The following is a 13,367-nucleotide window of genomic DNA, read 5'->3' as shown; positions in this document are numbered from 1 at the left end:
GGCCGGGTCCTTCGATCTTTGGGCCCGGTCAGACAGCGGTGAGGGCGGGCTGCTCGTACACGTGGGTGTCGGGGAACGCGGAGTCCGGAACGGCCGGGTCACCGCCGACGTTCTGCGGCAGCGACCCCTCGGCATGCAGCTCGGCCACGAACTCGGCCGGGTCCACTACCGGCGCATCCGCCGGACTGACGTCCTCCGACGACGTCTCCGTCTTCTTGATCTCTGCGGGCATGGTTCCTCCTTCGATCGAGAGAGGCTGCTACGCCGAGAGATCGGCGAAGCAGATGGTGATCAGCACCTCGCGCGACACCGGGCCGAGCGGGGTACGCCAGTGGGGGATGCGACGCCCGTCGAATCCCGTGAGCTGCCGCGACAGGATCGGGAACCCGCCCCCGTCGGTGGGGAAAGGGGTGTCGGCGAACCGTTCGGCGATCTGGTCGCTGGTCAGCCAGCGCAGGCGCGGCAGCCAGCCCATCGGGGCCAGGCCCGCCCGCAGCCCGCACGAGAACGTGATGTCGCATTTCCCGTCGTCCCGGTGCACGTGCATGAAGTCACCGGGCCCGTAGAACTTGAACCCGAACCGGCTCGGCGTCATCCGACCCTGGCCGGTGGCCTCGCTCGCGATCTCGGCCAGGCCCTTGGTCAGGGCCAGTTCCTTCAGGGCCGCCCCGCCGGGGTGGACGGTGCAGCGCTGAGGCGAGGTGATCGACCCGTCCCGCATCACCAGCAGACCCGGCCGCTGGTTGTGCCGCACGACAGCCTGCTTCCGGCACTGGCCGGCTTCCTCCGCGAGGTCGTCCCACAGCCCTGGCTCGACCACGTCGGCAGGGACGTCCACCTTGCCTTCCGCCAACCACGCCTGACGCAACATCGCCGGCCTCACAGGTCGAGGTAGGAGAACGTCGCCAGCAGGCCCAGCTCGCCGGGATACGGGGGTCGCCAGTGCGGAACGTTGTAGCCGGCGAACGCCCGCAGCGAGCCGCAGCCGAACTCGTGGTCCAGGGTCTGGAAGGCATCGCCCTCGGGGAACAGGCCGTGGTCGGCGCACAGCCGGGCGAGGACGTCGGGGTGGGCATCGCGCAGGTGCGGTGCCCAGCCCATCGGCGGCAGGCCCTCGGTGAGCGCGACGCCGATCGTCACCGAGGCCCGCACACTGTCGAAGTGGACGCCTTGGAAGTCGCCCTTGCGGTAGACGACGACCGCGCCGCCGCGCGGCACCAGCCGGGGCAGGCCAGTGGCTTCCCGTACTGCCGCCCAGAGCGTCCTGTCGTACGCCAGGGCCTCCAGGACCGGCCCCGCCGGAACGAACGCGCAGTGGAACGGCGCGGCGAAGCTCCCGTCGCGGTGGGCGCTCATCTCGTCCCGCACGTGGGGGGTCGCCAGGCCGATCCGTTCGTGGGCCTCGTTCACCAGCTGCTCGAACCGGCCCGACTCCAGGGCGTCGGGGACGAGGACAGTTCCGGTCTCCTCCCACGCCGTGCGGGCCGTTGAGCGCTCAATGACGGGCTGTCCGGTATCCATGCTGATCTCCTGTTCCACCAAGGGCCATCGCCGGGGTCAAGCGGCCGTCCCCGCCCCGCAGCCCGAGCCGATGGGCGCGACGGGACGGGAACGGCGGGGCAGCCGGCAGGGGCCGCCCGCGCCGCCCGCAAGGGCGGCGGTCTGGTGCTCCGGCACCCGGCGGCAGATCCCCAGGGCCGGGCGCCGGAGCGGTCTAGGTGCCGTCGTCTCCGCCTTCGGGGGCGTCTGCCACATCCGGCACGGTCACAGCGGTCCGTCCGACGGAGACGTCATGGCGCAGCTCCTGATCAGCGGAGAGGCCGACCAGTACGAGCCCCGTGAGGATCGCGCCCCACCAGCTGATGGCGGCCACCACGTCGCTGTCGACCTGTAACCGGTGGCGGCCCATCACCGGCCGCCGACCGAGCGGGCGGCCTCGCGAGCCCGGATGGCCCGATCCAGCCTCGCGGACGTCGCGTACATCTGGGCCGGGTTCAAGACCAGTTCGGCCCGCTGGGTGTTGCCGTCGCCGAGCACGACGTTCACTCCGATTCGGGCTTGCCCCGCCCCGTGGTCGTAGGTGATGTCACGCTCCAGCAAGACCACCATGCTCACCGGTGCCCGCAGCGCCGGGGCCGAGGTGACCTGAAGCACCTGGTCGGCGTCGGCGCTTTCGGTCACCTTCGGGAGGAGGCTGGTCCTTCCGGTTCCATTGGCGTGCATCGTGGGGTCACCGGCTCTCGGTTCGGGGCGGCCGAACAATGCAGCGAGGGATTCCGGCCGCCAGGCCAACGGGAAGCCCGGATCTCGACGTTCGACGTCGCGTAGACCGGGCAAGCACGTTCAGTTAAGGACGGCCCGAGCGACGCGGTAACCCCATGTAAGGGGCCCCCACGATGGGTACATTCCGTGGGGGGCGTCGCCAACCGAGGGGGTAGCCATGGCACTTCGTAACCCGCCGGGAGCACTGCCCGCAGCCCTACGACGTGATCCTCGCTTCACCGAGGCCCTCGCCCGGCGCGACATCAGTACGGTCTTCGCCCTGGCCCACACCGAGGGCGAGATCAGCTTCAACAAGATCAGCGAAGCATGCGGCATCCGCGCCGAACGGGTCAGCCAGATCGCACGCGGAAACGCCGACGTCACCTCCCTGCCAGTGCTGGAGCGGATCGCGGACGGACTCGGAATCCCGGGCGCGGACTTAGGCTTGGCCGCAAGGCCATGGGAGGCCGGGGACCCGGTAACTCCCTTACAAGATCATGGAGATGGAGACGATCCGATGAAGCGCCGCGATGTGATGCGCGGCGCGCTCGCTGCCGGTCTGGCAGGTACCGGGCTCGCCGCTTTAACGTCCACCCGCACCGACATCGACGCCGCCCTTGCCGCCGACCACACCCATCCCGATCTCGGCTACTGGGAGTCGACCGCCGAGCGATACGGCTACGGCTACCACGGCCAGGCACCAGCCGACGTCCTGGCCAACCTCCAGGACGACCTGGAGGAGATGAAACCCCTTCTCTTCCAAGCCCAGACCGACCAGAGCCGCAGCCAGCTGTGCCACGTCACCGGACAGATGGCGGGCATGCTCGCGATCGTCCTGCACGACCTCGGCAACCACCGCGAAGCCCACCGCTGGTTCGCCACCGCCGGACGCGCCGCCCAGCAGTCCGGAGACCAGCTCCTGCACGCCTGGGTCCTCGGCCGCGAGGCCATGGTGCCGCTGAACTACGGCGCCCCGGCCGCCGCCGCAAAACTCGCCGACCAGGCCCGGCACCTGGCCGGCGAAAGCCCCAGCGCGGCTGCCGCCCTCGCCGCCGCCGTCGCCTCGCGCGCCTACGCGATCGGAGGCGACCGCGACAAGGCCCTCGACGCCGTCACGGATGTCGAGCGCCTCGCCGACCGGCTCAGCCCCCAGCAGCGCGCGGACACCTGGTTCGGCTACCCCATGCAGAAGCATCAGGTCCACATGAGTCAGGCCCTGACCCACCTGGGAGAGACTCGCCGCGCGTACGAGGCGCAGTCGGCCGCCCTGCAACTTTCGCGAGCGCCCTCGCTGATGACACGGGCGCTGATCGCGATCGACCAGGCGTCCTGCCTCGCGCACGACGGTGACCGGGAAGCCGCTGCTCACGTCGCCGTACAGGCTTACGGCGGCCTCCCGGCCTCCTATCGCAATGGGCTCACCAAGACCCGCGCCCTGGCCCTGTGCCAAGCACTCCCGGACGACACCCCCGGCCGCGACAGCCTCTCCGAACTCTTGGACGTCGCCTGACCGAGACAGCACGGAGCGCGACTGCCGCCGCAGGTGCATTCGTGCACCTGCGGCGGCCGAGCCTGTGGGGCCGGCGGTCAGCGATGGGAGCGACGCGTGCTGGGGTTTGGTGCCGTGGCCGGTGCCGAGGGCGTGGGACGGGGTGTCGGGGGTCGTTGGATCTCCTGTTGGATACGCCAGGTGAGGAGGCGTGCAGGGTGTCGGGCGTCGTCGAGGGGACGCTGGTCGGCGGCCTTGCGCAGGACCTCGGTGGGATCTCGGCCGTCTGCGTCGGCTCGCGCGAGCACCACCGCGAGGGCGGCCCAGTCGGGGGCGCCGAGGATCTTCTCGGCGTGCTCGGGAAGGGCGACGCGGACGGCGCGTGCGTAGTGGAGCTGGGAGATGTCGCTGGCGGGAGCTACTCGCGTCAGTGTGGCCAGGGGAAGGGCGGCGGCCCGGTCCGCGACGGCTTGGAGGCGCGTGAGGGCCTCGTGGGCCGAGGCGACCTGCTGGTCGTGGCGTTGCAGGTCGTGCCAGCGGACGGTGGCGATGACGGCGAGGACGATCGTGTCGAGGAGCAGGGCCAGGAGGGTGCCGTCCGGGCCGTGGGGCGGTGAGGTGCGGAGCATGTCCTTGATGGCTCCGCGCAGGTGGGCGGCGTGCTGGTTTGCGGCGTGGACGCGGGAACGGGAGGCGCGTTCGAAGGCGGCGGCTGCCTGGCGCAGCTCCTCCTTGTAGGGAGTGGGAGCGAGTAGGGGCAGGGCGTCGAGGGTCTCGGCGAGTGCGGTGATGTGGGCCTGGGCGGCGGGTGCGTCGTCGTGAGTGAGGGCGTGCGGGATGTACTCGGCGGCGGCCAGGACGGTGTGCCAGGGATGGCTGGTCCTGGTCGTGGCGGTCAGCCGGGTGCGGATCTTGGGCCAGGACAGGTCCGGGGCCAGTTCGGAGCCTGAGAACCAGACGGGTTCCTGTTGGCCGTTGGTGTCGCCTTCGAGGGCGACGGTGTAGCCGCGTACGTCGCCGGAGGGGAAGTGCTTGACGTCGACCAGGACGCCGTCGGTGTGCTCCAGCAGGCGGACGAACTCCTCGGTGCTGGTGGCGGCGGCCACAGCGGTACGCACCGTGGCGCGCAGGCGTTCGCGGGCGGTCCGGTCGTGGCCGGCTCGCTTGGCCTTTTCCTGCTCGGCGCGGGTGGGCCGCTTGGCGGCGGTGCGATCACCGCGTACAACCTGGTGCAGGCTGTACTCCTTCTCGATGGCGGCGAGTTCGCGGTCGGCGGTGAGGTAGTCGTTCCAGTGGCGGGCGGTACGCAGGTCGGCGCGGAGCTTGGTGGCGGCGATGTGGATGTGGTCGGGCGCGTGGCGGACGGCGACCCACCGGCAGCCGTCCGGATCGCCGTCGGGGGCGATGCCGGTGGCGGCAACGATCCGGCGGGCGATGTCGGCCCACTCCTCGTCGCTGAGGTGCCGGTCGGTTTCGGCGGCGCGGATCGAGCAGTGCCACACGTGGCGTTCGGGGGCGCGGCCGAGCCGCTCGGCCTGCTTGACGTGCAGGTCGAGGTCGGCGACGAGGAGCTTCTTGGTGACGTCGAAGCCGTCAGTGGTGCGGCCGGGGTCGGGAGCGAAGCCGTCCCAGGAGGCGACCAGGTGGGGGTCGGTGTGGTCCTTGGCCTTCTTCGTGTCGAACAGGTAGCGGATCAGGCCGGCAGTACTCCTGCCGCCGCTGATCTTCGCGATCACCGGGCCGCCTTGTGGCTGACAACCTGGTTGGCCGCTGCCGCGATGTGGCTGACGGCGGTGCCGACGGCGTTTAGGGTCCGGTCGGTGTGGGTGAGCAGGGTGCTGTCCCCATGCTGTGGATGGCCACCGGAGTTGAGCTTCTTGGCGATCTGGTTGACGTTGCGGCCGATGGCGGCGACCTGCTGGCGCAGGGCGTTGAGCTCGTCGATGTAGTCGTCCAGCAGGGTGCGCTGACCGGGCACGGTGAGGTCGCCATGGACGTGCGCCAGGACGACGACGGCGACGTAGTGGGCGCCGCTGACGTTCAGCGACTGGGCCTTGGCCTGGATGACTGCCTTCTCCTCGCTGCTGTAGCGGGCATCGACACGCTTCTTGCGCTGGCCGTTCGGGTCTGGCTTGCGGCGGCGGGCGACGCGGTGCAGGGCAGCTGCTTCGGCGGCACGCGGCAGTGGCAGAGCAGCAGTGCGATCGGCGTCGGCGGCCTGTTCCTCCCCGGGCACCCCCTGGTGCCTGCCTGCCTCCGCCACCCCCGGGGAGGAGGCTTCCCCGTGGGACCGACCTGTGGACGGTCCAGCGGCATACCTTGCTGACGCGGTGGCTGAAGTTGTGGTCATCTCCTGCTTTGGGATGGGGCGTTCGTGGTGCTGGTCGGGCATGGATCGGTTCTCCGTGTGCGTGGGGGAGTGGGCGCCGGGTGTGGATGCGGGGGCGCGTACCGGCGGTGATTCCGGTACGCGCCTAGGTATTTCGGTGCGGGGCTTGGGTGTTGAGCGCCCCGTGCCGCTAGTTGCTGGTGGCGTTCTGCGGGGCATGTCCGGCACCGCTGCCGGCCTTGAGCGCTTTGAGCGCCCTCGTGATTCGCTCGGTGGCGGCCTTGTGGTTACGCCTCTTGAGCTCTGCGCGCATGTCCGCGACGGAGGGCACTCCGGTGCCGTTGGCGAGGTCGAGGGCGATGGCCTGCAGCTCGGCATCGGTCAGGTCGGGCTCGCGCCCTGGGGAGCCGCGCTTTCCCGGCTGCTTCCGTTCCGGATTCACCGGTGAGCTCCGTTCCGGAGCTGAGATGACCGGATCCGCGTTCCGGTGAGCGGCCAGGGCAGGGGCCTCTTCCGGTTCACGGTCGCGTGCCGGGTGAGTCTGGTCATGGGTACGCGGAGCGGTATCGCAACCCGACTCCCGGGACGTTTCGGATACGGCGACCGGTAGATCGAGAGGGCTGGTCAAAGCGGTGGCCGATGTTTCCTGAGCCTGGCCAGGGACCGGATCCGGGCGGTCGGCGGGACGCTCGACGAGCTGGTGGATCTGCTGCATCAGCACGGCGAAGGCCAGCATCGCGGCGAGCGGGGGAACCGCGGCGACCACGTAGTCGAGGAGCGGGACCGCGCCGGCGTTGTTCGCGCCGCTGACCCCAGCCACGTTCAACACGATGGAGCCGACCGATCCGATCACGGTCGCGGCGATGGCCCACGGGTCGGTGACGTGGCGGAGGCCCGCGCGGAGCATAAGTAGTTCGCCCGCGATGATGAAGGCGTCCAGGGTGGCGGGCCAGGCCCAGCGGCGGACGGGTGAGCCTCCCAGCCCGTGCTGGCCGGCGACGTGGGCCAGGTGCGCGTATGAGAGCGCGAACGCCCCGCAGGTGAGGACGACGATGACGGCACTCGCCGCGATGAGCGCAGTCCGCTCGGCATCGGGCTTGGTCATCGCATCCCACCCTTCGCCGCGACACGCACGATCGCGGCCCACACGGACCTGGGGGTGAGGAGTGTGCTGGGGGCGGAGACGAGGGTGGCGAGCGGGATGATGCCGGTGCTGCCCCAGACCTTGACGTGGGCAGCGGGTAGCGCGGTGGGTGTGGTCATGAGGTGGATCTCCGTGGTGATCTGCGCGCGCCGGGCAGGGCGAGGGGCGGCCGGGCGCGGCAGGGGAGTGGATCGGGTGGCTGGGGCGCGGTGCGTCGGGGGCGCAGGGGCCTGTTAATACCCGCGCGGGCAGGTGGCCGTGCCGCGTCTGCGGTCGGGGCCGTCCAGGATGACGCGACGGGTCATCTCGGCGAGGCGGGAGGCGACGCGGTCGCCGACGGCTGTACGCAGGTCGGCGATGGGGACGTTGGTGGTGATGAGGGTGGGCAGCTCGTGGACGTACCGGTGGTCGATGAGCCGGTAGGCCAGCTCCTCGGTCCACTCCGACGCCTTGGCGGCGCCGAGGTCGTCCAGGAGCAGCAGCGGGCTGCGGGCCAGTTCCTGAAAGCGGCGTTCGCCGTCGTGGCCCTGGCGGGGGCGCAAGGTGGCGTGCAGCTCGGCGGTGGTGATGGCCTCCCAGCGCAGCCGGACCCCAGCGCCCAGCAGCGAGCGGATGGCGCCGTACGCCTGGTAGGTCTTGCCGGTGCCGGTCGGGCCCGCGATCAGCAGCGAGGGCCCGTGGGCGATGCCCGGTGCGCCGCCCGGCCCCGGGCGTCCGGCAGCCGCGATCTCCCAGACCCAGGCCGATACGTCGGCGTGGTCGGCCAGGGCATCGCGGTAGCGGCGCGGGATGCGGGCGGCGGCCAGCTCCAGCGCGGTGACCGGTTCTGCCGACGGCTCGGCATCGACCACGGCGGGGTCGATGTTGCGGGTGGCCATGATCGCGTCCATCTTGGCCATGGCGCCGCCGAGCTGGCGGGGCTCGCGGGCGAGGGTCTGTGTGGTCACAGATCACCCCCGTAGGCGGCCTGGGCGTCGACCGGGTTGGTCCACGGCCGGTGCCCTGCGGATGTGCCGCTGGGTGTGGGCGGGTTCATGGCCTCGTTGACCAGGCTCGGCAGCACGCTGGGGTGCAGGCCCTTGGTGCGCAGCCGCTCCAGGCCGGCGCGTATGTGTGCCGCGTCGATGCCTTCGGTGAGCAGCTTGGCGGTCTCCTTGCCCAGGCGCCCCAGGAAGCCGCTGGGCGGCCGGTTGGGGCAGGCGGCGACGTACTCGGCGATGAGCTGCTGAGTGGAGACGGACTCGGGGGCGGGGGCGCTCGCGCCCCCCACCGGAGGTGATCCTAGATCCAGGATCCTAGGTCCTAGATCCGGACCATGAGGGCTCACTGAGTCCTCCGTGAGCCCTCCCGGATTCCTCCGTGACACCTCACTGAAAACCTCCTGACCTGCGGATTCGCCGTCTCTCACGGAAGGCTCCCGCAGGATGCGCGAGTCCTCGGTGAGGGCTCCCGGAGGGCTCACTGAAGCCTCCGTGAGTCCTCCATGAAGACTTCCGGCGGGCTGCGCGGGACGTCCGCCTTCGTGGTGGGGGCAGGCCGGGCAGCGGCTTCCGCTGGGCCGGTTGATCTTCTGGTGCTTGGCCCAGGTGACGAGGTGCAGGTACCGCTTGCCGTCCTCGCCCTCGTAGCGGCAGATCAGGCCGGCCGTGTGGAGCTGGTTGAGGTCGTCCTCGACCTCCAGCGGGCCGTGTTCGGGGCGCAGGGACCACAGGGCACCGGCGATGACGGCGGCCTGGTCGCGGAAGCGTCCGTGGTCGTCGGCCTGGGTGAGCAGGCCGAAGAAGGTCCGCTCGGCGGTCACACTGACCGCGGCCAGTGACTCGGATATGAAGGCTTCGGGCTTGATGGTGCGGATACGGGCGATGTCGATCGACCGCCTTTCGAAATCGGCGAGGAAACCGGCGAGGGGCCAGGGTGCGTGGACAACACAGCCACACCTAGGGCGTGAAAGTCCAGACCTGGCTCTGAAATCCAAGAAAACCTGTCCGCCGGTCCGGAGACTGTAGACCCGAAACCCCGGTCACCGAAATCACTCAGAAAATCACCGCCGTTCGAGGATCGCTCACGGCAGACAGGAATGCCTTCCCAGGCGTCCGGCGCGCAAGCTACAACACACCCATGCCGCCACGCCCACTCGAAATCGGACCCGCCGGACAGGCCGCCGCCCAGGCCATCGAACGCACCCGCGTCGCCCGCGGCTACTCCCAGCGCCAGCTCGCCGCCCGCGTCACCGCACTCGGCCGTCCCCTGACGTTCACCGCGCTCTCCCGCATCGAACGCACGGTCAGGCGCTGCGACATCGACGACCTCATGGCCATCGCCGCTGCCCTAGGAACGCCTCCGCAGGCCCTCCTCGCGGACCCTCCCAGAGGGCCGGAACCGGCTGGGGTGGGCGCAACATAGCCGACGATCCCCGGTTAGCGAAACCGGGGATCCTCCGGACCATTGATGGTCCCGGCGCGCCTGCGGGTCCGCCCTATGCCATATCCATGTCTATTTCACGAGAGACCGCTCTTGCACCGATCGACCTTCATCCCCATCTGGAACGCGCTCCCTCCTGATCGCACGAGCAGGAAGGGTGGGAGAGTATTCTCCGGCGGCCATCGAGTGGTAATGGGAGAGGTACTGAATGGCTGACCGTCTCCTTAGCGTCGTCGAGTCTGCTGAGCGCCTCGGGGTCGGCGAGCGGTTTATCCGCCGCCTCGTATCCGAGCGCCGCATTCGCTACATCAAGGTCGGCAAGCACATTCGCATTGCCGACGGCGTCCTGGCCGCCTACATAGAGGAGCGGACGGTCGAGCCAGTCCGCGCCCGGCGCGCCCGCTACGGGCGGGCGGCCTAGTGGGGCGTCCGCGCCAGAAGGCGCTGCGCCGCAGCTTCGGTGCGATACGCAAGCTCCCCTCCGGGCGGTACCAGGCCCGCTACCCCGGCACGGACGGGATCCTGCGTCCGGCGCCAGAGACCTTTGAGGCGAAGAAGGACGCCGAGGTCTTCCTCTCGCAGATGCAGGCTGACCAGTCACGCGGTGACTGGCTCGATCCGACCGCAGGCGAGGTGTTGTTCGCCGACTACGCCAAGCGTTGGATCGACGAGCGCGGTATCGCGCCGACGACGGACGAGCTGTACCGCCGCATGCTGCGGCTCCACCTCGCTCCGACGTTCGGGCAGCAGTACGTCAACGTCATCAGCCCTGCCAAGGTCCGCACCTGGCGGGCAGAGCGGCTGCAGGCCACGGGGAAGACGCAGGTGGCCAAGGCGTACCGGCTGCTGAAGGCCATCATGGAGACCGCCGTCGACGACGACATGATCCGCCGCAACCCTTGCAAGATCCGCGGCGCGGGCAAGGAGGAGGCGGACGAGCGCCCTGTCGCGTCGGTCGAGGAGGTTTTCGCGCTGGCCGAGGCGATCGGCATTCGCTGGCGACTGATGGTCCTTCTCGGCGCGTTCGCCTCGATGCGCCCGGAGGAGCTGGCCGAGCTGCGTCGTAAGGACATCGCCCCGGACGGGAGCGCCCTCTATGTGTGCAGGGCAGCGCCCGAGCTGAATGTCGGGCTCCGGGTGATCGGCGACCCCAAGTCTCGGGCGGGGAAGCGGGAGATCGTACTGCCCGGCTTCATGCACCTGGACGTGAGCCGCCACCTTGACTGGTTCGCCGAAGCCGGCCCTGAGGGCTTGGTCTTCGTGGGCGAGCGCGGGGCCCGGCTGCGCGGCACGACCTTCGGCCGTAAGTGGCGCAAAGTCCGCGACCAAGTCGGCCTGCCCGAGGGCTTCCGCTTTTACGACCTGCGGCACACCGGCAACACCATCGCCGCGGACACCGGCGCGAAGATGAAGGACCTCATGGTCCGCGCCGGCCACTCCTCGGAGCGGGCCCAACTGATCTATCAGCACTCGACGCGCAAGCACCAGCGCAAGCTCGCCGGAGCCATCGATGTCGATGTGCGTCGCCAGCGCGCGGAAGCGGAGGCGGCCGAGCACGCGGGGGACGAAGGGGCCACTATCCACCCCCTCGTCTCGCGCGCTCGCGGCACAACCGACGACTCCTTCGCACGGGAAGCATGAGTACCCGAAGGACTGGGTCGGGCGTCCCGCTGGTCCGGCCCTGTGGCGTGTCCCCTGACGACCTTCGTCGAGAGGTGGTCTTGTTCGGCTGGGAGCCGCGCTGTGGCGGGTTCAGGCGGGTCAGGCGATCGGGAGCAGTACCTGTTCGGGGCTGGCGGGGCAGACCCAGGCCGCAGAGTCATCCACCGCAGTGGCAGACATCGGGTGAGGGTGCCCTGGACACGGGGGCAGGGCCCGGCCATGCGTCAACTCGATGGCCCAGTCCTGAAGCCGGTCGGCCAGGAGCACCAAAGCCTCGACGTGCTCCATGCCCGGTGGCAGGTGGACCCGCGTCGACTCGTCAGCTGTGGAGACCAGCACATGGATACCGTCGTCCAGCGGGGGCTCGTCGTCGACCGGTCCTGACTGCACGGCTAGCCAGGAGCTGTACGCGCCCGCAGGGGAGGGTGGAGTGCTGGGATGCCCGTGTTCCCCCGTGAGGGCCGTCGAGTCGTATCCAACGGTCACGACCGAGATCTCACACCGGCCCATCAGGCCGAGACGGTTCAGGATCGTCTCGGCCTGACGGGTTACCAGCTCAGCGGGATGCATGGCGGGAATTATCCGCGCAGCGGGACGACGCCGCCCGCGAAGGTGAGCGTGCCGCGGCCGGTGCGGCCACCGATTTTGACGGAGAAGGTCATGTAGTCCTGGTAGTCCACCGCGTCCCACGCGTTGACCTTGCCCATGGTCCCGTGGAACAGGTACGACGAGCCGACCGTGTGAGGGCTGTTCGCGGGCTGGTTCTTCCTGTTCTTCCACCAGCGCAGGCCGGTCTCGCGCACGGGACTGCTGATGATCGCCCGTACTGCCGGGGAGATTTTGTATCCCCAGTTGATGTTGTTGTAGGCGCAGTTGTGGCGTGCCATGAAGGTGCCGCGTGCGTCGGTCCAGCTTCGGTTGTCGTAGCACTTGAGGACGGACCGGCCACCTCCGCCGCCGGGGTCGATACGCGTCGGGGTAGCGGTATCGTCCGCGGCTTCCGGCGTGTCCGGGGAGGCGTTGTCGGCCGAGAGCACGCTCAGTTCCTCTGCCGAAAGCGTGCCCGCCGGTTCGGGGGTCGAGGTGACGTCCACGACGTCGTTGAACTTCGCCAGCTCGTCGGCCACCTGCTCGTCGGACATCACCGGGGTGTCGTCGCCGTGAGGGCGGTCCTCCGGTGCCTGCTTGTCGAGGACGATGGTCAGCTTGGCCGTGGCGTTGCCGGCGTCCGAGACGACGATCGGATCGTCGGACTCCGGCGCTCCGTCCGCGTGGGCGGCGGACAGGGGCCCGAGGGCCATCGAGTTCAGTGCGAGTGCGAGCGTGGCGGCGGCACGTCCGGTCAATAACTTGGTGCGGCGTCCCATGTGGAATCCTCCCCGAAGCGGGCAGTCGGCCAGTCCCCCGAGCCGGGGGAAGTGGATGTCCAAGAGTCCGGCTCGGTGAACTTACCGGCGGACAAGGTGCGTTGGGCATCTGTGACGAGCCTGCGTGTTGATCGAGCGTTGCCTGTTACAAGGCCGCAGCAATCCGGCCGCGACTGTCCGAGAGGTGTGACCAGTGCGGTGCCGGGACCGATACCCGCTCCTCTTGGCCCTGTCACGTTCTTGTCGTCGCACTTGAAGGTGCTTCGCGCCTGCACACGAGCACCCTTCGCCGCGTGAGTGGTGCAGATCACATGAAATCCGTCTCAAGATTCGAGACGATCTGGCGGCGCGCCCTCATGGATGGGCTTGTGTCGCTCAATTAGGTGCGGTATTCGGTCCCTTATGGCACGCGAATGGCACGCGGGTCGAAACTGGTCTAGACAACAAACAAACCCCAGGCCAACGACCTGGGGTTTCTCAATGGAGCGAGTGACGGGAATCGAACCCGCGCTCTGAGCTTGGGAAGCTCATGTTCTACCATTAAACTACACTCGCGCAACGACCCCCCGAGGGGGAATCGCATCGTTGCTCACCTTACCCCATCCCCGCCCCCAGGCGTATCCGCCCGGGGGCTTCGCGCGTTCCGTGTGGCGGGATTCGGGTGCCGGGGGCCGGAGTTGGGGCGTACGGTGC

General features: G+C 69.6%; 17 protein-coding genes and 1 tRNA gene. 4 read left to right on the top strand and 14 right to left on the bottom strand.

Annotated elements, in window-relative coordinates:
* Positions 1–28 precede the first annotated feature (28 nt).
* From ACJA3G_RS04035 to ACJA3G_RS04015, 5 genes are all read right to left on the bottom strand, one after another.
* Positions 29–232, bottom strand: a complete 204-nt coding sequence (locus tag ACJA3G_RS04035) for a hypothetical protein (protein WP_406551461.1) — start codon at positions 230–232, stop codon at positions 29–31.
* Positions 233–259: 27 nt separating this feature from the next.
* Complete coding sequence (locus tag ACJA3G_RS04030) at positions 260–838, bottom strand: hypothetical protein (RefSeq protein ID WP_406551460.1); 579 nt, start codon at positions 836–838, stop codon at positions 260–262.
* A 41-nt stretch (positions 839–879) separates the two neighbouring features.
* The gene (locus ACJA3G_RS04025; RefSeq protein ID WP_406551459.1) at positions 880–1,521 is read right to left on the bottom strand and encodes a hypothetical protein; all 642 of its coding nucleotides are present in this window, start codon (positions 1,519–1,521) and stop codon (positions 880–882) included.
* 193 nt (positions 1,522–1,714) lie between these two features.
* A complete protein-coding gene (locus tag ACJA3G_RS04020; RefSeq protein WP_406551458.1) occupies positions 1,715–1,909 on the bottom strand; it encodes a hypothetical protein in 195 nt (64 codons plus the stop codon).
* Entirely contained in the window at positions 1,909–2,181 is a 273-nt protein-coding gene (locus ACJA3G_RS04015; protein WP_406551457.1) for a hypothetical protein, read from the bottom strand. The genes ACJA3G_RS04020 and ACJA3G_RS04015 overlap by 1 nt, the downstream gene beginning before the upstream one ends.
* Before the next feature lie 259 nt (positions 2,182–2,440).
* Here ACJA3G_RS04015 and ACJA3G_RS04010 point away from each other — a divergent pair, with 259 nt between their 5' ends.
* Positions 2,441–3,772 (top strand): helix-turn-helix domain-containing protein, encoded by a 1,332-nt coding sequence (locus tag ACJA3G_RS04010; protein WP_406551456.1) that lies wholly within the window; start codon positions 2,441–2,443, stop codon positions 3,770–3,772.
* A gap of 77 nt (positions 3,773–3,849) precedes the next feature.
* Here the strand turns inward: ACJA3G_RS04010 and ACJA3G_RS04005 are convergent, their stop codons facing one another.
* The 6 genes from ACJA3G_RS04005 to ACJA3G_RS03980 all read right to left on the bottom strand — a co-directional run bounded on the left by ACJA3G_RS04005 (position 3,850) and on the right by ACJA3G_RS03980 (position 9,088).
* Complete coding sequence (locus ACJA3G_RS04005) at positions 3,850–5,487, bottom strand: relaxase/mobilization nuclease domain-containing protein (RefSeq protein ID WP_406551455.1); 1,638 nt, start codon at positions 5,485–5,487, stop codon at positions 3,850–3,852.
* Entirely contained in the window at positions 5,484–6,014 is a 531-nt protein-coding gene (locus tag ACJA3G_RS04000; RefSeq protein WP_406551454.1) for a plasmid mobilization relaxosome protein MobC, read from the bottom strand. Before ACJA3G_RS04000 ends, ACJA3G_RS04005 begins: the two co-directional genes overlap by 4 nt.
* Before the next feature lie 256 nt (positions 6,015–6,270).
* Positions 6,271–7,185, bottom strand: a complete 915-nt coding sequence (locus tag ACJA3G_RS03995) for a DUF2637 domain-containing protein (RefSeq protein ID WP_406551453.1) — start codon at positions 7,183–7,185, stop codon at positions 6,271–6,273.
* Positions 7,182–7,343, bottom strand: a complete 162-nt coding sequence (locus ACJA3G_RS03990) for a hypothetical protein (protein WP_406551452.1) — start codon at positions 7,341–7,343, stop codon at positions 7,182–7,184. Before ACJA3G_RS03990 ends, ACJA3G_RS03995 begins: the two co-directional genes overlap by 4 nt.
* Before the next feature lie 114 nt (positions 7,344–7,457).
* A complete protein-coding gene (locus ACJA3G_RS03985; RefSeq protein WP_406551476.1) occupies positions 7,458–8,114 on the bottom strand; it encodes an ATP-binding protein in 657 nt (218 codons plus the stop codon).
* A gap of 53 nt (positions 8,115–8,167) precedes the next feature.
* On the bottom strand, positions 8,168–9,088 hold the full coding sequence (locus ACJA3G_RS03980) for a hypothetical protein (protein ID WP_406551475.1): 921 nt from the start codon (positions 9,086–9,088) through the stop codon (positions 8,168–8,170).
* Between the two features lie 254 nt (positions 9,089–9,342).
* On the opposite strand from ACJA3G_RS03980, the gene ACJA3G_RS03975 reads away from it, so the two are divergent.
* The 3 genes from ACJA3G_RS03975 (at position 9,343) to ACJA3G_RS03965 (ending at position 11,286) form a co-directional block, all read left to right on the top strand.
* The gene (locus tag ACJA3G_RS03975; protein ID WP_406551451.1) at positions 9,343–9,627 is read left to right on the top strand and encodes a helix-turn-helix domain-containing protein; all 285 of its coding nucleotides are present in this window, start codon (positions 9,343–9,345) and stop codon (positions 9,625–9,627) included.
* 226 nt (positions 9,628–9,853) lie between these two features.
* The gene (locus tag ACJA3G_RS03970) at positions 9,854–10,066 is read left to right on the top strand and encodes an excisionase family DNA-binding protein (protein ID WP_406551450.1); all 213 of its coding nucleotides are present in this window, start codon (positions 9,854–9,856) and stop codon (positions 10,064–10,066) included.
* On the top strand, positions 10,066–11,286 hold the full coding sequence (locus tag ACJA3G_RS03965) for a tyrosine-type recombinase/integrase (RefSeq protein ID WP_406551449.1): 1,221 nt from the start codon (positions 10,066–10,068) through the stop codon (positions 11,284–11,286). The genes ACJA3G_RS03970 and ACJA3G_RS03965 overlap by 1 nt, the downstream gene beginning before the upstream one ends.
* 120 nt (positions 11,287–11,406) lie before the next feature.
* Here the strand turns inward: ACJA3G_RS03965 and ACJA3G_RS03960 are convergent, their stop codons facing one another.
* The 3 genes from ACJA3G_RS03960 to ACJA3G_RS03950 form a co-directional block, all read right to left on the bottom strand.
* Positions 11,407–11,877 carry a hypothetical protein gene (locus ACJA3G_RS03960; protein ID WP_406551448.1) on the bottom strand — a complete coding sequence of 157 codons (471 nt, stop codon included), beginning with the start codon at positions 11,875–11,877 and terminating at the stop codon, positions 11,407–11,409.
* A gap of 8 nt (positions 11,878–11,885) precedes the next feature.
* Positions 11,886–12,674 carry a hypothetical protein gene (locus tag ACJA3G_RS03955; protein WP_406551447.1) on the bottom strand — a complete coding sequence of 263 codons (789 nt, stop codon included), beginning with the start codon at positions 12,672–12,674 and terminating at the stop codon, positions 11,886–11,888.
* 481 nt (positions 12,675–13,155) lie between these two features.
* Positions 13,156–13,229: transfer RNA gene (locus ACJA3G_RS03950), tRNA-Gly, on the bottom strand.
* Positions 13,230–13,367: the final 138 nt, after the last annotated feature.

The organism is Streptomyces sp. YS-3 (assembly GCF_045257485.1).
Classification (GTDB): domain Bacteria; phylum Actinomycetota; class Actinomycetes; order Streptomycetales; family Streptomycetaceae; genus Streptomyces.
This window is presented reverse-complemented; position numbering and strand designations above follow the sequence as displayed.

Coding starts and splice junctions, on each gene's coding strand:
- ACJA3G_RS04035 (WP_406551461.1), bottom strand. CDS start 232: ATGCCCGCAGAGATCAAGAAGACGGAGACGTCGTCGGAGGACGTCAGT.
- ACJA3G_RS04025 (WP_406551459.1), bottom strand. CDS start 1,521: ATGGATACCGGACAGCCCGTCATTGAGCGCTCAACGGCCCGCACGGCG.
- ACJA3G_RS04020 (WP_406551458.1), bottom strand. CDS start 1,909: ATGGGCCGCCACCGGTTACAGGTCGACAGCGACGTGGTGGCCGCCATC.
- ACJA3G_RS04010 (WP_406551456.1), top strand. CDS start 2,441: ATGGCACTTCGTAACCCGCCGGGAGCACTGCCCGCAGCCCTACGACGT.
- ACJA3G_RS03995 (WP_406551453.1), bottom strand. CDS start 7,185: ATGACCAAGCCCGATGCCGAGCGGACTGCGCTCATCGCGGCGAGTGCC.
- ACJA3G_RS03990 (WP_406551452.1), bottom strand. CDS start 7,343: ATGACCACACCCACCGCGCTACCCGCTGCCCACGTCAAGGTCTGGGGC.
- ACJA3G_RS03985 (WP_406551476.1), bottom strand. CDS start 8,114: ATGGACGCGATCATGGCCACCCGCAACATCGACCCCGCCGTGGTCGAT.
- ACJA3G_RS03975 (WP_406551451.1), top strand. CDS start 9,343: ATGCCGCCACGCCCACTCGAAATCGGACCCGCCGGACAGGCCGCCGCC.
- ACJA3G_RS03970 (WP_406551450.1), top strand. CDS start 9,854: ATGGCTGACCGTCTCCTTAGCGTCGTCGAGTCTGCTGAGCGCCTCGGG.
- ACJA3G_RS03960 (WP_406551448.1), bottom strand. CDS start 11,877: ATGCATCCCGCTGAGCTGGTAACCCGTCAGGCCGAGACGATCCTGAAC.
- ACJA3G_RS03955 (WP_406551447.1), bottom strand. CDS start 12,674: ATGGGACGCCGCACCAAGTTATTGACCGGACGTGCCGCCGCCACGCTC.